The following is a 23245-nucleotide window of genomic DNA, read 5'->3' as shown; positions in this document are numbered from 1 at the left end:
CTATATAAAAATTCCTTTCAAAACGAAAGGAATTTTTATTTTTACACTAATGAATCAAGAAACCCAATTAAAACAAACCAAGCTGTTTGTAAAAGAACAATTAGCTGATGCCGAGGGAGGTCATGACTGGTTTCATATCCTTCGAGTATATAACAATGCTTTATTAATTGCTAAAACAGAACCTGTAAATTTATTTGTGGTGCAATTGGGCGCCTTACTACATGATATTGCCGACAGTAAGTTTCATGACGGAAATGAATCTGTTGGTTCGCAAAAAGCCCGGGAGTTTTTATTCAAATTAAATGTCGATTCTTCAATTATCGAACATGTTGTAAAAATTATTGAAAATATCTCTTTTAAAGGAGGAAATGAGGCTCAGAAATTCAAATCTCCCGAATTAGACGTTATACAAGATGCCGACCGGCTAGATGCTATAGGCGCTATTGGTATTGCACGCTGTTTTAATTATGGTGGATTTAAAAATCGAGCCATTTTTGATCCAAACATCAAGCCAAACCTGAAAATGACCAAAGAGGAATACAAAACCTCGACAGCTCCAAGCATCAACCATTTTTACGAAAAACTTCTATTACTTAAAGACAGGATGAACACAAAAACAGGCTATAAAATTGCTGCTGAACGGCATCAATTTATGCTTCAGTTCTTAGATCAGTTTTACAATGAATGGGATGGAAACGAATAGGATACCTATCCAATAATCATTTTTATTTCTTTCCTGTAATTAGAGGCACTTTTCCCAGTTATCTCGTTAAACTGTTTATTGAAATGTGAGAAATTATTAAAACCGCACTCAAAACAAATATCAGCGATACTCATTTGACTTTCATTAAGCAATTTTGTAGCGTGTACCACACGATATTCATTCACTAACTGAGTAAATGTTTTACCAGTCACTTTCTTAAAATATCTACAAAAGGCAGGAACAGTCATACTTACCTGATCTGCAATTTCATCTAAAGAAATATGCTTTTGAAAATTTCTATTTACGTATTTAAATATGGCATCTATTTTAGAACTATCCTGTGCCTCAGTTTCAAAAGCAATTCCATCGGCATTTAAAAGCGAATAATCATCTGTTTTTGCCAAGAAATTTAGAATATCCAAAAATTTTAAAACACGCTTTAAGCCATCATAATCTGCGAGTTTTTCAATTTTATTTCCAATTTTCTTTTTAGTATCTACCTTAAATCGAATTCCTTTCTTAGCGCGCTCAAACAAAGCTACGATACCCGCCATTTCAGGAACATTTAAAAAATCGTCTCCTAAAAAGTTTGACTTAAATTGTATTGTTGTTTCTGTTCCAGTAGCTGTTAATCTATCGGTAAATCCATTATGCGGTAAATTCGAGCCTATTAATATTAATTGACTATTATTAAAATACGATAAATGGGTTCCTATATGTGTTTTACCTTGACCTTTATTTATATAGATAAGCTCTAACTCCGGATGAAAATGCCAGTACGCATCATTCTTGTCTACCGTATCCACATGCTGCTTAACTAATATAGAACTTCCAAAAGTCGGGGTAAGTTTTTTAAAAGCCGGTTTCTTATTAATCATAACAAAATGGTTTCTCTAACAAAATTACAACATATTAACTATAAAACATTCATTTTATTACCTCAATTATGTGTTATTTTAACAGAACATTTATTTAACAATTAGTTAACAGTTAATATAGCATATAAATTGGTCAAATTAGATGTTTTTACAACCATACTTCTACCCTACCTTTGTAATGTAGTTAATTACTACCTACAAAACTTATATTAATATAAATTTTGTAGCCATAAAATTGATAATATAAAATTCACTCTAATATAAAGAGTATACAATATTCATTAATAATTAGTTTAATGTCTTATTTAGTTTAGTTGGTAAAGTGAGCTGTGGTGGCTCACTTTTTTTTTTGCCTTAATCTAGAAAGCACTTCTCAATCAACTCTTTAATATTTGAGATTAAATTTATTCATAAAATATTCAATATATCAATTCTTAACACCTTTATGTTCTATTTTAACCTTATTAATTGTTAAATATATCTTAATTGACAATATAACACATAAATGAATCAAAAGTGATGTTTTTTTAAGCATATAACACACATACCTTTGTCCTATAATATTTAATGAGAAAATAATTATGAAAAAAATAATAAACACATTAATCTTTGCTGTATTCACTATTATGTTTGGTAATGCAAGTGAAATAGATTATACTATTTCAAACAATAATTTAAAGAAAACCGCTATTACTTTAACAAATGTTAAAGCTGGTAATATCTTAACTATTAAAGATTCTAATAACTTTGTAATTTTTAAAGAGTCTATTAAAGAAAATGGAACTTATAAAAAAGGTTTTGATTTAACCGCTCTTCCATCAGGAAATTATGTTTTTGAAATCGAAAAAGATTTAGAAATAAAAACTATTCCTTTTAAAATCAATTATAAACAAGTTACTTTTTTAAATAACGAAGAAGCAACAACCTACAAGCCTTTCTTAAGACAAGATAAGGATATGATTTTCATTACAAAGTACTGCCCTAACAAAGAACCTCTAAAAATTAGCATCTTTGTTTTTGAAGACACAACTTATAGGTTAATTCACAGTGAAAAAATAACGGGATCTCAAACATTAGAAAAAGCATACAGGTTATCTAAAAAAGGTGACTATAAAATAGTAATAAACTCTAATAATAAAGAGCACACGAAATTCATTAATAATTAGTTTAATGTCTTATTTAGTTTAGTTGGTAAAGTGAGCTGTGGTGGCTCACTTTTTTTTTAAAATAATCGCAACTGCCCATCCTTATAATCCGAATGCAGAGCAAGATTAAGCTGAGGCATTTTTTTATCATTAAAATATTTACCTCTTGCCATCTTAATTAAGTTGCTAATTTGTTCAGCTATTTCACCTTCACCATGCATTCTAATCCCCATTCTACTATCATTTAAGGCACCTCCATGACATTCCTTAATTTGACTTAATACTTTTTCTGCTCGATCCGGCATTGCTTTATTAATCCAATCGGAAAAAATTTCTCCCACAGCTCCATTTAATCGCACAATAGTATGCCCGATAGATGACGCTCCATACTCAGCTACCATTTTAGCCATGGGTAATATTTCATGACTATTTATAGAAGGTATTATTGGTGCTAGCATAACATTTACTGGTATGCCCTGCTCACTTAAAGATTTTATTGTTTCCAGCCTTTTTCTTATTGTCGTTGTGCGAGGTTCCAATAAACGTCTAGTGTCTTCAGACAATGAGGTAATGGATATATGCACCCCAACTAAATTATCTGCAGCTAATTTCTTCAAAAGATCTAAATCTTTTAAAATCAAAGCATTTTTTGTGATGATAACCACCGGATGTTTGTATTTAAGAAAAACCTCCAGACATTTGCGCGTAATTTCAAAAGTTTTTTCCACCGGCTGATAACAATCTGTATTACCAGACATTACTATAGGATAGGCTTTCCAGGATTTTCTTTTTATAAATTTTTCAAGTAACTCTGGCGCATTTTTCTTGATCATTATCTGTTGTTCAAAATCTAGACCAGCACCATAACCCCAATACTCATGCGTATTTCGAGCATAACAATACACACACCCGTGTTCACAACCCTGATAAATATTCATCGAATATTGCATACCAACATCTGGGCTATCGACCTTATTCACAATCGTTTTAGGACAAACCTCTTTATAGTGTGTTTTAGAGTCATAACTTGGCTCGCCCTCTTTCTCACAGTACTCTAAATAATCATTACGCGTTTCATAACGATACTCCGAAAATCGATTAGCCACATTTATTTGTGCACCTCTACCTTTTTTATATGATTTAGAATCCATAAGAAAGTTATCAAACACTGCTATTTTCCAGGGAAATCCGCCTTTCTCTTTTCGAGAAACGCACTTGTCCCTTCTGCAAAGTCCTGAGTTCCGAAGCATTTACCAAATTCTTCAATTTCTATATCGAATCCATTAACTCCGTCTTTAAAATTCGCGTTTACGGCACGTATGGCACTACTGATGGCGACACCTGAATTCTGCGCTATGCGTGTAGCAATTTTTACACAAAAAGCAAGTAATTCCTCCTGTTTGGTTACATGATTTACTAAACCGTAATTATGAGCCGTTTGTGCATCAATCATACCTGCCGTCATAATGAGCTCCATAGCGCGCCCTTTACCAATTAGCTGTGGTAATCGCTGAGTTCCTCCATACCCCGGAATTACACCTAAAGATACTTCGGGCAATCCCATTTTAGCATTATCGCTGGCTACTCGAAAATGACATGCCATAGCCAATTCCAAGCCTCCTCCAAGCGCAAAGCCATTTACTGCCGCAATCACTGGGGTTTTTAAATTTTCAACAAAGTCGAACAATTCCTTATGACCATTAGCAGCCAGATTGGTTCCCTGTTCTACAGAAAAATCGGCAAATTCACTGATATCAGCGCCAGCAACAAAAGCCTTTTCTCCCGCCCCGGTAACAATAATAACCTTCACAGACTCATTCTCACTGGCTTCCCGGAAAGCACGATGAAGCTCCATAATAGTTTCTTTATTAAGTGCATTTAACTTTTTAGGTCGATTTATAGTGATAACAGCTATATCACCCTGTTCTTCTAATAGAATATTATTGAAATTCATGACTTTATTTAAATTTTACTGTTCTTTAGGAAATGTAACTTTAAAGACCGTACCAACATTCTTCTCTGAAGTTACGGTGATAGTTCCGTTATAAGTTTCTACAATATTTTTTACCATCGCAAGTCCGAGTCCCATACCACTTGACTTAGTGGTAAACTTAGGCTCGAAAACCTTTTGTAAATTCTCCTCTAAGATACCAGAACCGTTATCGGCAATAGTTATAATAACTTTAGTGGCATCGGTCTGTACATTTACTACTATTTTAGGGTTTCTATCGTTAGGAATTGCCTGAATTCCATTTTTAACCAAATTGGTAACAACCCTAATTAACTGAGTTCTATCAAATTTAGCAATTATTTCATCCGCATCAGACATAAAAACGATATAATCGTCATTAAAAATATCGAGCGCTAGTTTTACAATTTTAACCACATTAAGGGTCTCATTCTGCTGCGCAGGCATTTTCGCAAAATTTGAAAACGCCGATGCAATAGAACTCATGGTATCTATTTGCTGAATTAAGGTTTTACTATACTCATCAACCTTTAAACGAATCTGTGGATCGCTGGGATCGAATTTTCTTTGAAAATTTTGTACGGTTAATCGCATAGGCGTTAACGGGTTTTTAATTTCATGTGCTACCTGTTTAGCCATTTCTCGCCAGGCTTGTTCACGCTCACTTCTAGCTAGCTGCACAGCACTTTCTTCCAGCTCATCTATCATACTGTTATAAGAATTCACCAAAGTTGAAATCTCTTCACTAACATCATTTACTAGAATTTTTTTATTGCGTTTCTCTAATCGGGTATCATTAATTTTATCACTAATTTTCTGCAACGATTTTGTAATATATTTAGATAATAAGAAAGCTATACCAATAGCCATAACTAATACCAAAATAAAGGCATAGGCAATGCGCTGTAAAAACTCCAGTAATTCGTTAACAAGAAAATCATCCTTTTCTAAATAAGGAATATTTAATATGGCTATTGCCTTAGATTGATTGTCATACAGATAAGTATAGGACGATTGAAATGTTTCACCATTAACTTTATGTTTATCTACAAACATGTGTTCTGCCGTATTTGATATCGCATTTAAAACTTCGCCATTTAAGCATACATTGGCCTCATGTGTTTGCAAACTTGCTTTGGATGAAATTAAAAGCCCGCCATCTAAATCGTAAAGATTGATTTGTAACTTATGAATATCGGCAATATTATAAATTTCCTCCTTAAATATAATTGGAATATTTTCTGTTTTAACCTCCCAGGTATTTTGCCTACCATTTAACACCCGGCGTAAATGTGTTTGAATATTATCTTCTTTACGGCCTAATCGTTCCTCGTGATAATCTTTACTTTGCTCATTATACTGATATATGGCAATGGCAGAAATAAGTATAGAAGCCAATAACACCAGCAAGATCATGGCTAAAAAAATACGAGTACGAAGAGACAGTTTTGTCGAGATCATTTGAAATATTAATGTACTAAATATAACAATAATTGCACCAAACCGACTTTAACTTCTTGTGAAAAACAAAAAATATAAAGCCATTTTTTAGGGATTAAAACTATATTTAAGCTCTACCAATCTTTTAATTGAGAAACGACAACGTAAAGCTCTATCTGCAAGGAAACGCCAAAAAGAAAATTATGCCTCGGGATTTCTTTCTCGAATGTTTTTATAAAGTTTAAATCCGAGCATGATTAGCACCCCTAAAACAAGAATACCTATAATACCCCATAACCAATTAATGGCACTTTTTAAAATAACAAGGAAAACAACAGCGAATAATATAAATGTCGCACCTTCGTTCCAAATTCGCATAAAACTTGAGGATTTTTTAACCACATCGATTTGTAACTGCTTAAAATATTGATGTGTTTTTAAATGATAAATAAAAAGCAACAACACAAAAGCGAGCTTAACTTGCATCCAAGGCTCCTTTAACCAGAATGGCTGAATAATTAATAACCATACGGCAAAAATTGTAGCCAATATAGCCGAAGGCCAAGTAATAATATACCATAAACGCTTAGCCATTAACTTAAGCTGTTTTCCTAAAATTTCCTTTTCTGGCGATGGCTTATGAAAGGCCTCTATCTGATACACAAACAATCGTGGAATGTAAAACAACCCTGCAAACCAGGTTATCACAAAAATGAGATGAAATGCCTTGATATAATAATAAAGCTCCATAATTTATATAACTACTTCAGAGGTAGCAGATTTTATTTTTAAAGTTCTTTTTATTTCTCTGTTTAAAAAAAAAGCCGTGACTATAGTAGATAATACATCGGCAATTGGAAACGACATCCACACGCCATTTTCGCCATAAAACATAGGCAATATAAATATAAGTGGAATAAAGAAAAAACCTTGCCTTGTTAAAGTTAGCAATAACGCAGGGACCGCTTTCCCTATGGCCTGAAAATATGCAGCACCTATAAGTTGTACAGCAATTATAGGCGTAACAGCAAATACCCAGCGTATAGCATTTGGTGCTTGCTTTAAGACTTCCGCATCATTGGTAAACATTTTTGTAATAACCTCAGGAAATACCATTAACAATACAAAAACCATCGTTGCCAATATGGAAGCATATTTAATGGATATATTAATACTTTTCCGAACACGAGGGTAATTCTTTGCTCCATAATTATAGCCTGCAATTGGTAAAAAGCCCTGTGTAATTCCTAAAACAGGAAACATCGCAAACATAAGCATGCGCCCCACAATCGCATAGGACGTAACAGAAATTTCACCTCCAAAATCAAACAAAATATTATTCATCAATAAATAGGTAACACTTACCACGGCCTGTCTTGATAGGGTTACAAATCCTAAAGAACCAATTTCTCTAATGATATTTAGATTTAAACCAAGATGAACAAAATTTATTTTGAGTTCTGAATTTTTAGAAATAAAGAACCATAATATAAACAGAAAAGAAAAACCGTATGAAACCGTTGTTGCCCAGGCCGCACCATACATGCCATAATCCAAAATATTTATAAGAATATAATCTAATATAAGATTACTTACAGATGGAATCATCATAGCATACATAGCAAACTTAGGCTTACCTTCTGCTCGAATTACCGTATTTCCCATCATACTCAATGCCAATAACGGCACACCATAAAGTACAATTTTATAATATATTTTGGCAGGTTCAAAAATAGCACCCTGTCCACCAAAAACCGGAATAATTTCATCAACATACCACAAACCAAAAACAACCATAATGGTAGTAAACAGTAAGGTTAATGTAATTTGGTTTCCAAAAGTATTTAAAGCTTTCTTTTTATCGTTGGCACCCAAAGCCCGGGAAATAATAGAAGATCCACCTACCCCTATTGCCATACCTAATGCCGCAATAAAAAACGATACCGGAAGCACTACATTTATACCAGCAATAGCCGTAATACCAATCCAATGTCCAACAAAAATAGTATCTACCAAGATATTTAGTGACATAACCAAAATACCAATAGACGCCGGAACGGCTTGTCTTATCAGCAATTTACTTATTGGCTGCACACCTAAATCCTGAGAACTTACTTTTGCCATTATACTTATGCCTTGTTAGAAACCCAGTTATTCATCCATTTCGACAGTAAATCTATCCATTCCTGGTCATCATTTAAACATGGGATTGTGGTATAATCCTTGCCTCCCATTTCATGGAAAATTTCCTGACCTTCCATGGCAATTTCTTCTAAAGTTTCTAAACAATCACTCACAAAGGCAGGAGTTACAATAGCCATACTTTTAACGCCATTCTTCCCTAATCGTTCTATAGTTCTATCGGTATATGGTTGCAACCATGGATCGAACCCTAATCGAGATTGAAAGGAGGTTGAATACGAGCCTTCTTTAAGCTGAAGTCTTTCTGCCACCAATCGTGTAACTTCTAAACATTGATGCCTATAACAAAACTCATGGGCTTTACTTGGAGTTACACAACAAGTCCCATCAATTTTACAATGCGATTTAGTAACATCACTTTTTCTAATATGACGTTCTGGAACACCGTGATAAGAAAACAATAGATGCTCGTAGTTTTTGCCCTCTAAATAACGTCTTATAGAATTTGAAAGCACTTCTATATAGTCTGGCTTATTATAAAAGGCCGGTACGGATTCAATTTTTATATTTGGGAAAAAATCTTGTCTTAATTTTTCGGCCAAAACTGTAATAGTTTCAGTAGTAGCCATAGCAAACTGAGGGTATAAAGGAAATAACAACACCTCATCAACTCCCTGCTCTATTAATTCCTCAATTCCCTTTTTTATGGTCATACTTCCGTAACGCATGGCTAATGCAACCGGCACGTTGACTTGTTTTTGTAGTTTTTGCTGAACACGCTCTGAAATTACGATAAGTGGAGAGCCTTCGTCCCACCATATCTTTTTATAAGCAGCAGCAGAAGCCTTAGGACGCGTTTTTAAAATAATACCTCTTACCAAGAGTGCTCTTGCTGCATATGGAATATCGATAACGCGTTCATCCATTAAAAATTCCCCCAAATATTTCTTAACATCTTTAGGCTCCGGACTGTCTGGTGAGCCTAAATTAACGAGTAGAATGCCTTTTTTCATATTGCAAAAATACAATACAAATTATTATAGTAACACTTTGTGACTATACTATTTTCTTATTCAGAACTAAATCAAATTGATACTGATTTAGCTCCTCATTAAAAATAATTATTGATTGTTATTTTCAAACTTATGCTGAAGATATAATTTTGGGCGTTCTTCGTTATAATCGCAATCTTGAAAAATTCCACACGAAGTGCTAGGTCTTACTAAAGATTTACTAGTGTGATTTTTTGATAAAGCCTCAATTTCTGGGGTCAGATATTTCATAAATCATGATTTAGGTTTTTCTAAAATATTAAAATTCATTGATTTAAACAAGACAAAATCCTTCCATGCAGATGCTTTCTAAATTTCGGTTTAGCATAAGATTCAGTAATATATCTCAATTCATTGTAAAACATACAGCCTACATGAAGTTTATAAATCAAATTACAAATACGACAAAATCGCTTTAAATATTAACTAACTTATCGATTGCAAATATTTCTTAGGCGTAGTACCATATTTCTTTTTAAATGCTGCTATAAAATGACTAGCGGTACTGTAACCGACTTTCAAACCTACTTCATTAACATTATCGTCGCCCGCTTCTAACAATTTTCTAGCCACTTCCATTTTATAATCAAATAAAAAGCTAAAAACAGAATCTCCATAAATTTGCTTAAAACCTTCCTTTAACTTCTTTAAACTCAACCCTATTTCATCGGCTAACTCCTGCAAAGTAGGAGGTTCCGACATGCGAGCTATAATAATATCCTTGGCCTGACGAATTTTTATGACATTAGTTTCATCAACTAAAAACGGACACTGTTCTATATCGGCTTCTTCATTCCTGTTAAAATATAAACTTAGCAACTCTAAAGCTTTCCCCTTAAAATAAAGCGTTTTAATAGATTGATTTAAATTGAAATTAATTAACTGATTTAAAACAATGGCCATTGAAGGTGAAATAACACCATCTTTATAATACTTTTTATCCTTATTATCGGCATTTAAGAACGAAATATAATCGGCCTCTTGAGAAAATAATCCATGAAACTTTTTAATAGAAATTAACACCACAACTACCCAAGAGTTTGGCCGAACCAATAAATTTATCGGTAAATCACGTTGCGGATTATATAACAGTAGAGAATTCTCTTCTAAAACATCTAAAGCGTATCTCCCCTCATTAAACATAAATTTACTCGAGCCCTTTAAACAAAAATGAAACTGAATATAATCGCTATCTATATACCTTTCAACACTTTGAGCGACACTTTTATCATTTTTATGCACCAAAATCAAAAAACCTTCATCTACCTTTGTTTCAGAAAAGGCACCTTGAGCGACATTTTTTGATTCATCTATTGTAGGTTTCATATCTTATTATTTAGATTTAATTTAAATAAAGCGCTTCAAACAATTGGAAGACACTATAAAAGTAGGATAATATACAAATATCGCTAAAAAAATAGGCTAAAAAACCACAATCGTTATTAAAAGTTCTTTCAGCGTTATTTTTTTAATCGCCTTCCGTATACATTTGTTTCGAAATTTCAGGTATTAGCATGCAAAAATATAATATTTCAAGAGGTAACTCCTTTTATGCCATTGGCTTAAGTTACAAAAAAGCCGATGCAGATATTAGAGGTCACTTTAGTTTAGACGAGGAATCTAAACTAAATCTTCTTAATCAAGCTAAGGAAAACAACATAGAAAGCCTTGTTGTTACCTCTACCTGTAACCGTACCGAACTATACGGATTTGCACAACACCCTTTTCAATTAATTCAATTACTGTGTGATAATACCAATGGAACGGTCGATGAATTTCAAAAAGTAGCCTACGTTTACAAAAACAACGAGGCCATTGCCCATATGTTTAGAGTAGGCTCTGGTTTAGATAGTCAAATCCTTGGTGACTTCGAAATTATCAGCCAATTAAAATCGAGCACTAAAACATCAAAGAAATTCGATTTAGTAAATCATTTCACAGAACGTTTAGTTAATGCCGTAATCCAAGCCAGTAAACGTATTAAAACCGAAACTAATATTTCTTCAGGAGCTACCTCGGTATCTTTCGCATCCGTGCAATATATTTTTAACACGGTAGAAGATATCACAAATAAAAACATCTTACTTTTCGGAACTGGTAAAATTGGACGTAACACTTGTGAAAATTTAGTGAAGCATACTAAAAATGAGCATATTACTTTAATAAACAGAACAAAAGATAAGGCCGAACAAATTGCGGGAAAATTTAATCTTATCGTTAAAGATTATGCTAATTTACAAGAAGAAATAAATAAGGCTGACATTTTAATTGTAGCTACAGGAGCTAACAGACCAACAGTTGACAAGCAGATTATTCAATCGACCAAACCTCTTTTAATTTTAGATTTATCCATTCCTAAAAATGTAGATGCTAATGTAGAAAGTCTGGAAAATGTATCGTTAGTACATTTAGATCATTTATCTAAAATTACAGACCAAACTCTAGAAGAACGCAAAAAACACATTCCTTTAGCCGAAGCTATTATAGAAGAAGTTAAATCTGAATTCAACCAATGGCTAGAAACCAGAAAATTCGCACCTACAATAAAAGCCTTAAAGCATAAATTACTCGATTTTGCTCATAGTGAGCTTGATACCCAACGCAAGAAAAATGCGGACTTTAATGAGGATCAGGCCCAATTAATTAGCAAAAATATTATTCAAAAAATAACAAATCATTTTGCGCATCATCTTAAAGACGATGCCGTATCTACCGATGATAGCCTGGAACTTATTAAAAAAGTATTTCAGTTAGAAACCAAAACGAATGTCTAAAATTATTAGAATTGGAACTCGCGATAGCGAATTAGCGCTATGGCAGGCCAAAACCGTACAAAGCCAGCTAGAACACTTGGGTTATAAAACCGAATTAGTACCTGTAAAATCTACAGGCGATTTAGTTTTAGATAAGCCTTTGTACGAATTAGGAATTACAGGTATCTTTACCCGCACCTTAGATATCGCCCTGTTAAACAACGATATCGACATTGCAGTACATTCCTTAAAAGATGTGCCTACAATATTACCAAAAGGCATTGTACAGGCCGCAGTTTTAAAACGTGGCAATGTAAACGACACCCTTGTTTTTAAAGACAATGAAGAGTTTTTAGGAGCTAAAAGCGCCATAATTGCTACGGGGAGCTTACGTCGTCGTGCACAATGGTTAAATCGATTTCCAACACATACGGTTGTTGACCTTCGTGGCAATGTAAATTCTCGTTTACAAAAACTAAATGACAACCACTGGAACGGCGCTATTTTTGCCGCAGCGGGCATTGGACGTATTGGTATTCGACCAGATGAAGCGATTAACTTAGATTGGATGATTCCAGCACCAGCTCAAGGCGCTATAATGATTACAGCATTAGGTGAAGACGACTATGCACTTACAGCTTCTGAACAGCTTAACGATCGAGAAACCGAAATTTGCACCAGTATAGAACGTAAGTTCTTAAACAAATTAGAAGGCGGTTGTACCGCTCCTATAGGTGCCTTAGCAAAAATTAAAAATGATGAAATTCATTTTAAAGGTGTCTTGCTAAGTATCGATGGCAGCAAGCGTATTGATGTAACTCGTGTAAAAAAAGTTGGCGAACATAACGATATGGCAGAATACTGTGCTAACTTTATTATTGAACGCGGCGGAAAACGTTTAATGGACAGTATAAAAAACAAGGACAAAGCGGTTAATGTATATTCTACAAAATCGCTCACCGAAGATCAACGTTTATTGTTTCATGAAAAGATAGTAGCTGAAAGTAGTGATTTTATAAAAATTAGTACAAATCGCATTCATCCCAGGTTCGTTAGAAACGAAATTGAAAATGTTATCATTACCAGTAAAAATGCGGTTGAATCTTTATTAACTAATTTTTCAGTAACCGAACTTCAGTTTAAAAACATTTACTGCGTTGGTAGACGTACAAAACGCATGGTAGAAAAACGTCTTGGCAAGGTAACTCACTTCGAAAATAATGCTAAAAACCTTGCAAATTATTTAGTTGAAAACATCAATGGCAGTGAGGTCACCTATTTTTGTAGTGATTTAAGACTGGATGATTTACCCACTATTTTAGAATCTAACAATATAAAAGTGAATGAGATTGAAGCCTATCAAACCAAATATGATAGTCTTGAAATAGCAGACTCGGTAGAAGCTGCTATGTTTTATAGTCCTTCTACGGTACAAAGTTTCTTAAAAAACAATGGCACGAATGCTATTGCCTTTTGTATTGGAGAAAGCACTGCTAAGGAAGCAAGAAAACACTTTAAGGATGTAAGAGTTGCTAAAGTACCTACCGTGGAAAGTGTTATCGAGTTGGTTAACGAACATTATATATAATAATTACCCTCTTTGGGAATGACATAAAGATATGAGTATTAAGAACGATTTATTTTTAAGAGCATTAAAAGGTGAAACTGTAAACCGTCCTCCAGTTTGGATGATGCGCCAGGCAGGACGCTATTTACCAGAATTCATGGCCATTCGTGAAAAATATGATTTCTTCACACGTTGCCAAACACCAGAATTAGCGAGTGAAATTACGGTACAGCCTATTCGTCGTTATGGTATGGATGCCGCTATTTTATTTAGCGATATTTTAGTGATTCCTCAAGCTATGAATATCGAGGTGCAAATGAAACCTAACTTTGGTCCCTATTTACCAAATCCGGTTCGCACCGCTCAAGATGTAGAAAATGTTATCGTTCCTGATGTAAAAGAGTCTTTGGACTATGTCTATCAAGCCATTAAAGCAACCAAAGAACTATTAAACGATGAAATCCCACTTATTGGTTTCGCGGGTTCACCTTGGACCATTTTATGTTACTGTGTACAAGGGCAAGGTAGCAAGACTTTCGATAAGGCTAAAGAATTTTGCTTTACCAATCCTGTTGCGGCTCATAAACTGTTACAAAAAATTACCGACACAACAATTGCCTATCTAAAAGAAAAAGTAAAGGCAGGCGTAAATGCCGTACAAATATTCGATTCTTGGGGAGGCATGTTATCCCCTACCGATTATCAGGAATTTTCATGGCAATATATCAATCAAATTATTGAAGCATTAAAAGATGATACTCCGGTAATAGCTTTTGGTAAAGGCTGTTGGTTTGCGCTACACGACATGGCACAAAGTAACGCTTCGGCTTTAGGTGTCGACTGGACTTGTTCCGCAAAAAATGCAAGATATTTAACAGGTGGCAATATTACATTACAAGGAAATTTCGATCCCACAAGACTTTTATCACCTCCTGCTGAAATAAAAAGAATGGTACACCAAATGATTAATGAATTTGGTAAAGACAAATACATCGTAAACTTAGGGCATGGTATTTTACCTAATATCCCGCTAGAAAATGCTAAGGCGTTCATCGATGCCGTTAAAAATTACAGTGCTTAATATTTAAGACATTCCCAAAAAGGGCTCACTGTTATCGGTCACTTTCCTGATTTCAAAAAAAATCGGGAAAGTTTCAACAAAGCCTTAATCACTAACAAATGTATATGGTTATGATTAACGATATCGTTTCAGGAATAAAAGCTTATTTAGGAGCCTTTAGTTTAATCTCTAAGCTAAAGCTCTGGAAATACTTCATTATCCCGATGTTTATTAGTTTCATAACAGCAATTCTTATTGGTGTTTCGGCTTATGGTTTTTCCGATAATATTGGAATTTATATTTCTAAATTATGGCTCTGGGATTGGGGCAAAGACACCTTTACAACCATTGGTAATATTATTGGCGGACTCACAATAATCATTCTAGGCCTCATACTATATAAGCATATTATTATGGCCTTGTCGGCACCCTTTATGAGTCCCGTTTCCGAAAAAATTGAAGCGCATTATAATGGAGAAAGACTAAACCACCGAATAACCTCGTTTACTCAACAACTCTGGCGCGCCATTCGCATAAACCTAAGAAACTTAATAATGGAATTACTCATTACCATTCCAATTTTATTATTAAGTTTTATTCCGGTAATAGGCATCCTATTTACCATATTCATATTTTTAGTTCAGGCCTACTATGCTGGTTTTGGAAATATGGATTACACTTTAGAGCGTCATTTTAAATACCGCGAAAGCATCCGCTTCGTAAAGAATCATAAAGGCCTAGCTATAGGAAACGGTTTGGTATTTATACTCTTTTTATTAGTTCCTGTTCTTGGTGTTATTTTAGTTTTACCACTTTCTGTAACTGCAGCTTCGGTTAAAACTATTGAAGCACTTCAACTTAAAAACAATTATGAAAGATAAATTTTACATATATATTCAACAACTACAAGACACTATCACTTCTAAATTAGCAGCTATTGATGGTAAAGCAACCTTTCAACAAGATCTTTGGGAACGTCCTGAAGGTGGTGGTGGTAGAACCCGTGTTATTGAAAATGGGGATGTATTCGAAAAAGGAGGCGTTAACATTTCTGGGGTACATGGTAAATTACCAAAATCTATGCAAGCTTATTTTAATGTGGGTGATGTCGATTTTTTTGCCTGCGGATTAAGTTTAGTCCTCCATCCAAAAAACCCCATGGTTCCAACGGTACATGCCAACTGGCGCTACTTTGAAATGTATAATGAATCTGGACAAATTATAGATAGCTGGTTTGGTGGCGGACAGGATTTAACACCTTACTATTTGTTTGAAGAAGACGCCATGCATTTTCATAAAACTTGTAAAATGGCCTGCGATAAACACAATCCTGAATTTTATCCTGCTTATAAAAAACGCTGCGATGAATATTTTTATAATTCACATCGTAACGAAGGTCGTGGTATTGGAGGATTATTTTTTGACTATTGTAAAGCAACCGAATCTATGACCATGGAAAACTGGTACGATTTTGTAACTGAAGTTGGGGACAGTTTCCTTGAAGCCTACGTACCTATTGTAAAAAAACGTAAAGATTTACCCTATACAAAAGCACAAAGAAACTGGCAGGAAATTCGTCGCGGGCGTTATGTCGAATTTAATCTCGTTCACGATAAAGGCACATTATTCGGACTTAAGACCAACGGTCGTATAGAAAGTATCTTAATGAGTTTACCGCCTCATGTGCAATGGGTATACGATCATCATCCTGAAGCGGGCAGCGAAGAAGAAAAACTCATTAAAGTTTTACAACAACCTATAAACTGGGCATAATGAGCTGCTACTGCGGAAATAAAATCGATTACCAAAATTGCTGTGAGGTGTTTCATAAAAACGGTGGAAAAACTGAAACCGCAGAGCAACTTATGCGTTCAAGATACAGTGCTTTTGTTCTAGCTAATGGCGACTATTTAATGCAAACACATCATAGTTCTACCCGACCCATAAAAGAAAAAAAGGCTATTGTAGATTGGGCTAAATCGGTACAATGGATAAAATTAGAAGTACTCGAAACTACTAATGGCAATCCAAACGACCAAAAAGGCACAGTCACTTTTAATGCTTATTTTTACGAACACGGCAAAGTAGATGTCATTCATGAAAAATCTGCTTTTATAAAAGAAAATAATTACTGGACATACTTAGGATTAAGTAAATAAATCATCACCATGTATCCATTACGAAGAAACAGAAGATTAAGAACCAACGAAGCTATTCGTTCTCTAGTACGCGAAACCATTATTACACCAAACGACTTTCTAGTGCCTTTATTTGTGGTAGAAGGCCAAGGTATAAAAGACGAAATTCCATCGATGCCTAACTATTATCGCTATAGTTTAGATTTACTAGAAAACGAAATTAAAGAACTGTGGAACTTAGGTTTAAAATCGGTATTGTTATTTGTAAAAGTACCCGATAATTTGAAGGATAATAAAGGCGCTGAGGCATTAAACCCAAATGGACTCATGCAACGTGCTATAAAAACAGTTAAAAGTGTTTGTCCCGATATGTTGGTTATGACTGATGTAGCATTAGATCCGTATTCTGCCTACGGCCATGATGGCATTATTGAAAATGGTCAGATTGTCAATGATAAAACATCTCATTTTCTTGCCGAAATGAGTATTTCTCACGCTCAGGCCGGTGCCGATTTCGTAGCACCAAGTGATATGATGGACGGTCGCATCCTAACCATTCGTGAAGCCCTAGAAGACGAAGGATTTACCAATACTGGAATTATGAGTTACTCGGCAAAATACGCGTCCTCCTTTTATGGTCCATTTCGCGATGCACTGGACTCAGCTCCAGTAGACTTACAGGATATCCCAAAAGACAAAAAAACCTATCAAATGGACTATGGCAATCGAATTGAAGCTATTCGTGAAACCGAAATGGACATTGATGAAGGAGCTGATATTGTGATGGTAAAACCTGGTTTATGCTATTTAGATATTGTTCGCGATATTAAAAATGCTGTTGATGTTCCTGTTGCAGTCTATCAAGTATCTGGTGAATACGCCATGATAAAAGCGGCTTCCGAAAAGGGCTGGTTAGACCACGATGCTGTAATGATGGAGCAAATTACAGCCATTAAACGCGCCGGAGGCGATATTATTGCTAGCTACTTTGCAAAAGATGTTGTAAAGCTATTAAACGGTTAAGATGTTTTAAGTTAATCTTAGGTTTTTACTAAAACTAGTCTAAAATTAATTTTGTATTTTCACCATTAAACTAGTTTTAATGAGCGCACTACTTTTATGGGCTACCCTTTCCATATTCTTTTCCTTTTTATGTTCTATTCTTGAAGCCGTTTTTTTGAGTATAACGCCAACATTTATTAATATAAAAAAACAAGAAGGAAAGGATTATGCTTTCGCTCTAGAAAATCTTAAAAAAGATGTAGACAAACCTCTTATAGCTATTTTAACCCTAAACACCATTGCACACACTTTAGGTGCCATGATGGTGGGTATAGAAGCGGAAAAACTTCCATACAAAATTGAACTATGGGGTGTAAATACCGTAGGTATTGTTTCAGCAATTATGACATTTTTAATCCTGGTGGCTTCCGAAATAATCCCAAAAACCATTGGTGCCACCTATTGGAAACAGCTGGCGAATTTCAGCTCTAAAGCTTTAATCTTATTAATTTTTCCTCTAAAATGGACCGGAATTTTATGGCTACTTCAGCTTACTACAAAGCTAATTGGAGGTAAAGGACACGGCAGTATTTTAAACAGAGAAAGCTTTATGGCCATGACGGATTTAGCCCATGAAGAAGGCGTTTTTCATGAAAAAGAAAGTAAAGTCATTAAAAATCTACTCACTTTTAAAGAGGTGTTTGCTAAAGATGTTATGACACCACGTAGTGTCATGAAAATGGAAGACGAAAACGCAACGGTTGAAGAGTTCTTTAATAGAAATTTAAATATCCGTTTTTCAAGAATACCAATATTTAATGGTGATTTCGATAATATTACCGGCCTAGTTTTAAAAGATGATGTTTTCAAACAAATGGCTTTAGATAATAATAAAAAAAAACTGTCTGAACTAAAACGAAAGATTATAGTTGTAAACCGCAGCCTTCCTATTCCCACACTATTCGACAAACTTATTGAAAGCAGAAACCACATGGCTTTAGTGGTCGATGAATATGGGACAACCAGTGGCTTAGTTACCATGGAGGATGTTATCGAAACTTTATTAGGACTTGAAATTATGGACGAAAGTGATAATGTTTCCGATCTTCAAAAATACGCCAGAAAAAGCTGGGAAACCCGTGCCAAAAAATTAGGCATTTTTGAAGATTCAAAAAAAAATAAATAATGGAAACCTGCATCATTAAAACACCACTAGGTTTCACCAAAATTGAAGGCAACAACATTGGCATTACTAGGGTTAGCATCTTAAACACAGAAGAAACACCCACCCAAACTATTCCGGATAGTTTAAAAGCCTGCGCGCTTCAACTTCAAGAATATTTTAATGGAACCCGTAAAAAATTTGATCTGAAACTTAATCCCGAGGGAACCGAATTTCAAAAGAAAGTCTGGGAAGCTATAGAGCAAATACCTTTTGGACAATCTACTTCCTATTTAAAATTATCAAAACAACTTGGTGATGTAAAAGCCATTCGAGCTGTGGCCAACGCCAATGGTAAAAATCCTATCTGGATTATAATCCCCTGCCATAGAGTTATTGGAAGCGATGGCAGTTTAACCGGATATGCGGGAGGATTACACCGAAAGCAATGGCTACTAAATCACGAAAGTGAAGTAAAACAGCAATCTCTATTTTAAAAAGTTTTAATAATAAAAAATAGTTCTAAAATTTCGAACAAGGGCATTAATTATTATATTTAATTCTCTAAACTTACCAGCATGGCATTTATTAAAAAATTCATAAAATGGCTACTTATCATTCTTGCAGGCATTATTGCCTTGCTTTATATTTTTGACTACGGCTATATCATTAGGGGTGCTCGAATTGTATACTTAACAGGACATAACACTGCCTTTATTGATGATTATCCATATTTTGATAATGATACTATAAAAAAAGGGACTAACACAAACCCATGGCCCTTACATACAAAATACAATACGGTAAACGAAACAAAAAAATTAAGCTCAGTAAATAAAGAATGGGGCACCATTGCTTTCTTGATAATAAAGAACGATAGTATTTGGTTTGAAAAATATTATGAAGGATTTAATGAAACTTCCAAAACAAACTCCTTTTCCATGGCTAAGAGTATTACAACTTCCTTACTTGGAAAAGCAATAATGGATGGTTACATATCTGGATTAGATCAGCCAATAAGTGACTTTTACCCACAATACAGTTACGCAAAAACAACCGTAGGCGATTTAGCTTCAATGTCATCTGGTTTAGATTGGATAGAGCACTACACCAGTCCGTTTTCAGTAACGGCTAGAGCAAATTACGATAATGATTTAGCAGAAACCATACTAAACCAAAAAGTGGTTACAACACCAGGTAAAGAATTCGAATATTTAAGTGGAAACACGCAGTTGCTGGGTATGATTATTCAGAAAGCCACAGGAAAGCCCTTAGCGAACTACCTTTCCGAAAGTTTCTGGGAACCTATGGGAGCCTCCGACGATGCTTTATGGCAATTGGATGACCCTAAACATCGCCTTGCTAAAACCTTTTGCTGTATATCAAGTAATGCCAGAGATTTTGCCCGTTTCGGTAAACTCTATAAAGATTTTGGAGCCTGGAACGGAAAACAATTATTAGATTCCTCTTATGTGGTTAAAAGTATTACACCTCGCTTTAAAGAAAGTCCACAATATGGCTATGGTTGGTGGCTTAAAGATGTTGGTAACAAACACTTTTTTATGATGCGCGGACATCTAGGACAATACGTTATGGTTGAGCCTAATGATAATCTTATAATTGTTCGTTTAGGTCATAGAAAATCGCCTGATGAACCCATTAACGATTTTACACAAGATATTACTGTTTATATTGAAGAAGCTTATAAAATGCTAAATAAATGATTGCCAAACTTAACCTTGAAAACATATTATTCCTTGATATAGAAACCGTCCCAGAGGTTCAGCACTTTTCAGATTTAGATGAAACCAAACAAGCCTTATGGGAGCAAAAATCACAATACCAGCGAAAAGAAGATTTCACGGCTGAAGAATTTTATGATCGTGCCGGGATCTGGGCCGAATTTGGTAAAATTGTTTGTATTTCGGTAGGTTATTTTACATTCAAAGGTGATATCCGCCAATTCAGAACGACTTCCTATTTTGGCGAAGAAGAAACCCTTTTAAAAGACTTTAAAAACCTTTTAAATACGCATTACAATCAAACAAAACATTTACTTTGTGGGCATAACGCCAAGGAATTTGATTTTCCTTACATAGCCCGACGCATGATTATAAATAATATCGAACTCCCTTATAAACTAAATTTATTTGGTAAAAAACCGTGGGAAGTACCACATTTGGACACTTTAGAACTCTGGAAATTTGGTGATTATAAAAGCTATACATCCTTAAAACTTTTAACCAACGTTCTAGGCATCCCTTCTCCAAAGGACGATATTGATGGCAGCGAAGTATACCGCGTTTATTATGAAGAAAATGAAATCGACCGCATCGTAACCTATTGTGAAAAAGATACCATCGCGGTAGCACAAATATTTTTACGTTTACGTGGTGATGAGCTATTAACCGATGATGAAATTATTCATATTTAAATGAAACAAAGCCCCATTTTAAAAATAAAAGACCTTTCCATTTCATTTGGGAATAACGAAGTTATTCATAATATATCCTATCAATTAAATCAAAATGAAATATTAGGTATTGTGGGAGAATCGGGATCCGGAAAGTCGGTATCCTCTTTAGCTATTTTAGGTTTATTACCTAAAGATATTTCGAAAATAAATCATGGATCTATCACATATAATAGCATAGAACTTACATCCTTATCTACTAAAGAATTACAACCTATTCGAGGAAAAGAAATCGCCATGATTTTTCAGGAACCGATGAGTTCATTAAACCCATCAATGACCTGCGGAAAACAAGTACTTGAAATCCTCCTTCAGCATACAAATTTATCAAAAAAAGAGGCCAAAGCGGAAACCATTGGATTATTTGAACGTGTTAAACTTCCTAATCCTGAACGCATTTTTAAAGCCTATCCTCATGAAATTTCAGGAGGGCAAAAACAACGGGTTATGATTGCCATGGCCATTGCTTGTAAACCTGATATTTTAATTGCAGATGAACCTACAACAGCTCTCGATGTTACTGTACAAAAAGAAATAATAAAACTGCTGAAAGAGCTTCAACAAGAAACGAAAATGAGCGTGATTTTCATTACGCACGATTTGTCTTTAATATCAGAAATCGCCAACCGTGTTTTGGTCATGTATAAAGGTGATATTGTTGAACAAGGAGATGCTAAGAGCATATTTCAAAATCCGAAGCACAGCTATACCAAAGCTTTGATTAGTGCACGTCCTTCGTTAGATACGCGACTAAAAGTATTGCCGACCATTAAAGATTATTTAGAAGGCACTACAAACCACGATATCATTACTGCTGAAGACCGAAAACAAAAACATGTAAGCCTTTACAGTAAACCTCCTTTATTAGAGGTTATTAATGTTGAAAAAGAATACATCTCTAAAAGTGGCTGGTTTAGCAAACCCGACACTTTTAAAGCCGTGAATGATGTGACTTTTAAACTATATGAAGGTGAAACTTTAGGCTTAGTTGGCGAATCGGGTTGTGGAAAATCGACCTTAGGAAATGCCATTCTTCAACTCGATAAAGCGACTTCAGGGCAAATTCTTTATAAAGGTATCGACATCACTAAATTGTCAAATAAAGAAATAAAAGGCTTGAGAAAAGAAATTCAGATTATATTTCAAGACCCCTACTCTTCATTAAATCCCAGAATTCCTATTGGCAATGCCATAATGGAACCTATGATAGTTCATAATCTGTACGCCAATAATGACGAGCGCAAAGCCAAAACTATAGATATACTAGAAAAAGTGGGGCTTGATGCTTCTTATTTTAATCGTTATCCTCATGAATTTTCTGGGGGCCAAAGACAACGTATTGGTATTGCGAGAACCATTGCATTACAACCAAAACTTATAGTTTGTGATGAATCAGTTTCGGCACTGGACATATCGGTACAAGCTCAGGTTTTAAATCTGTTAAATAACTTAAAAGAAACCTTTGGATTTACCTATATATTTATATCACACGATCTAGCTGTTGTAAAATATATGTCTGACCAATTATTAGTTATGAATGCAGGAAAAGTTGAGGAATTAGGGGATGCCGATAGTATTTATAAAACACCAAAAACAGCATACACCAAAAAACTAATTCATGCTATACCCAAAGGATTATAGCATGAATAATTTCTTAGTTAAATAAAATAAGCTTTTAAAAAAACGTAAATTCTCTCGAAGTGTTTCTCTGAATTTACTTTCTTCAAATGTAGGTTGTTCAGGTAGATTTGTTGCAAATTT

Annotated in this window: 23 protein-coding genes; 14 read left to right on the top strand and 9 right to left on the bottom strand. The window is 34.6% G+C overall.

The genetic code is table 11. The annotated features are described in order from the left end of the window. The first annotated feature begins 49 nt into the window (after window positions 1–49). Entirely contained in the window at window positions 50–703 is a 654-nt protein-coding gene (locus H611_RS0109750) for an HD domain-containing protein (protein ID WP_027138192.1), read from the top strand. Between the two features lie 5 nt (window positions 704–708). On the opposite strand, the gene H611_RS0109745 is transcribed toward H611_RS0109750, so the two are convergent. Beyond that, window positions 709–1581 (bottom strand): AraC family transcriptional regulator, encoded by an 873-nt coding sequence (locus tag H611_RS0109745; protein ID WP_027138191.1) that lies wholly within the window; start codon window positions 1579–1581, stop codon window positions 709–711. 581 nt (window positions 1582–2162) lie between these two features. Here H611_RS0109745 and H611_RS14205 point away from each other — a divergent pair. After that, entirely contained in the window at window positions 2163–2747 is a 585-nt protein-coding gene (locus tag H611_RS14205) for a hypothetical protein (protein WP_035483733.1), read from the top strand. Window positions 2748–2803: 56 nt separating this feature from the next. Here the strand turns inward: H611_RS14205 and H611_RS0109735 are convergent, their stop codons facing one another. From H611_RS0109735 to H611_RS0109700, 8 genes are all read right to left on the bottom strand, one after another. Then, window positions 2804–3877 carry a PA0069 family radical SAM protein gene (locus H611_RS0109735; RefSeq protein ID WP_027138190.1) on the bottom strand — a complete coding sequence of 358 codons (1074 nt, stop codon included), beginning with the start codon at window positions 3875–3877 and terminating at the stop codon, window positions 2804–2806. 20 nt (window positions 3878–3897) lie between these two features. Further along, complete coding sequence (locus H611_RS0109730) at window positions 3898–4680, bottom strand: enoyl-CoA hydratase/isomerase family protein (RefSeq protein ID WP_027138189.1); 783 nt, start codon at window positions 4678–4680, stop codon at window positions 3898–3900. 15 nt (window positions 4681–4695) lie between these two features. Beyond that, window positions 4696–6156: a sensor histidine kinase gene (locus H611_RS0109725; RefSeq protein ID WP_027138188.1), complete on the bottom strand. Its 1461-nt coding sequence runs from the start codon at window positions 6154–6156 to the stop codon at window positions 4696–4698. A gap of 180 nt (window positions 6157–6336) precedes the next feature. Then, window positions 6337–6885: a CopD family protein gene (locus tag H611_RS0109720; protein WP_027138187.1), complete on the bottom strand. Its 549-nt coding sequence runs from the start codon at window positions 6883–6885 to the stop codon at window positions 6337–6339. 3 nt (window positions 6886–6888) lie between these two features. Beyond that, window positions 6889–8259 carry an MATE family efflux transporter gene (locus H611_RS0109715; RefSeq protein WP_027138186.1) on the bottom strand — a complete coding sequence of 457 codons (1371 nt, stop codon included), beginning with the start codon at window positions 8257–8259 and terminating at the stop codon, window positions 6889–6891. A gap of 5 nt (window positions 8260–8264) precedes the next feature. After that, window positions 8265–9290: a ferrochelatase gene (gene hemH, locus H611_RS0109710; RefSeq protein WP_027138185.1), complete on the bottom strand. Its 1026-nt coding sequence runs from the start codon at window positions 9288–9290 to the stop codon at window positions 8265–8267. A 108-nt stretch (window positions 9291–9398) separates the two neighbouring features. Then, a complete protein-coding gene (locus H611_RS14820) occupies window positions 9399–9560 on the bottom strand; it encodes a hypothetical protein (RefSeq protein WP_169515996.1) in 162 nt (53 codons plus the stop codon). Window positions 9561–9755: 195 nt separating this feature from the next. Beyond that, window positions 9756–10655, bottom strand: coding sequence for a helix-turn-helix transcriptional regulator (locus H611_RS0109700; protein ID WP_027138184.1), 900 nt, complete (start codon window positions 10653–10655; stop codon window positions 9756–9758). 188 nt (window positions 10656–10843) lie between these two features. On the opposite strand from H611_RS0109700, the gene hemA reads away from it, so the two are divergent. The 12 genes from hemA (at window position 10844) to H611_RS0109640 (ending at window position 23125) form a co-directional block, all read left to right on the top strand. Continuing rightward, entirely contained in the window at window positions 10844–12103 is a 1260-nt protein-coding gene (gene hemA, locus H611_RS0109695; RefSeq protein WP_027138183.1) for a glutamyl-tRNA reductase, read from the top strand. Continuing rightward, window positions 12096–13670, top strand: a complete 1575-nt coding sequence (hemC, locus tag H611_RS0109690) for a hydroxymethylbilane synthase (RefSeq protein ID WP_027138182.1) — start codon at window positions 12096–12098, stop codon at window positions 13668–13670. The genes hemA and hemC overlap by 8 nt, the downstream gene beginning before the upstream one ends. A gap of 31 nt (window positions 13671–13701) precedes the next feature. Continuing rightward, on the top strand, window positions 13702–14730 hold the full coding sequence (hemE, locus tag H611_RS0109685; protein WP_027138181.1) for a uroporphyrinogen decarboxylase: 1029 nt from the start codon (window positions 13702–13704) through the stop codon (window positions 14728–14730). Window positions 14731–14840: 110 nt separating this feature from the next. After that, entirely contained in the window at window positions 14841–15590 is a 750-nt protein-coding gene (locus H611_RS0109680) for an EI24 domain-containing protein (protein WP_027138180.1), read from the top strand. Further along, a complete protein-coding gene (gene hemF, locus H611_RS0109675) occupies window positions 15580–16482 on the top strand; it encodes an oxygen-dependent coproporphyrinogen oxidase (protein WP_027138179.1) in 903 nt (300 codons plus the stop codon). The genes H611_RS0109680 and hemF overlap by 11 nt, the downstream gene beginning before the upstream one ends. Next, complete coding sequence (locus H611_RS0109670) at window positions 16482–16868, top strand: YchJ family protein (protein WP_035483729.1); 387 nt, start codon at window positions 16482–16484, stop codon at window positions 16866–16868. The genes hemF and H611_RS0109670 overlap by 1 nt, the downstream gene beginning before the upstream one ends. Before the next feature lie 9 nt (window positions 16869–16877). Continuing rightward, complete coding sequence (gene hemB, locus H611_RS0109665; protein WP_027138177.1) at window positions 16878–17870, top strand: porphobilinogen synthase; 993 nt, start codon at window positions 16878–16880, stop codon at window positions 17868–17870. Window positions 17871–17949: 79 nt separating this feature from the next. After that, the gene (locus H611_RS0109660) at window positions 17950–19035 is read left to right on the top strand and encodes a CNNM domain-containing protein (RefSeq protein ID WP_027138176.1); all 1086 of its coding nucleotides are present in this window, start codon (window positions 17950–17952) and stop codon (window positions 19033–19035) included. Then, complete coding sequence (locus H611_RS0109655) at window positions 19035–19508, top strand: methylated-DNA--[protein]-cysteine S-methyltransferase (protein WP_027138175.1); 474 nt, start codon at window positions 19035–19037, stop codon at window positions 19506–19508. Before H611_RS0109660 ends, H611_RS0109655 begins: the two co-directional genes overlap by 1 nt. Before the next feature lie 81 nt (window positions 19509–19589). Then, window positions 19590–20735, top strand: a complete 1146-nt coding sequence (locus H611_RS0109650; RefSeq protein ID WP_245574788.1) for a serine hydrolase domain-containing protein — start codon at window positions 19590–19592, stop codon at window positions 20733–20735. Continuing rightward, the gene (locus tag H611_RS0109645; RefSeq protein ID WP_027138173.1) at window positions 20732–21445 is read left to right on the top strand and encodes a 3'-5' exonuclease; all 714 of its coding nucleotides are present in this window, start codon (window positions 20732–20734) and stop codon (window positions 21443–21445) included. Before H611_RS0109650 ends, H611_RS0109645 begins: the two co-directional genes overlap by 4 nt. After that, the gene (locus tag H611_RS0109640) at window positions 21446–23125 is read left to right on the top strand and encodes an ABC transporter ATP-binding protein (RefSeq protein ID WP_027138172.1); all 1680 of its coding nucleotides are present in this window, start codon (window positions 21446–21448) and stop codon (window positions 23123–23125) included. It abuts the gene before it with no gap. Window positions 23126–23245 lie beyond the last annotated feature (120 nt).

Origin of the sequence: Gaetbulibacter saemankumensis DSM 17032, from assembly GCF_000425645.1 — a bacterium.
Taxonomy (GTDB): domain Bacteria; phylum Bacteroidota; class Bacteroidia; order Flavobacteriales; family Flavobacteriaceae; genus Gaetbulibacter; species Gaetbulibacter saemankumensis.
Note: the sequence above shows the minus strand (reverse complement) of the source record. Positions and strands in the feature narration are given on the sequence as shown.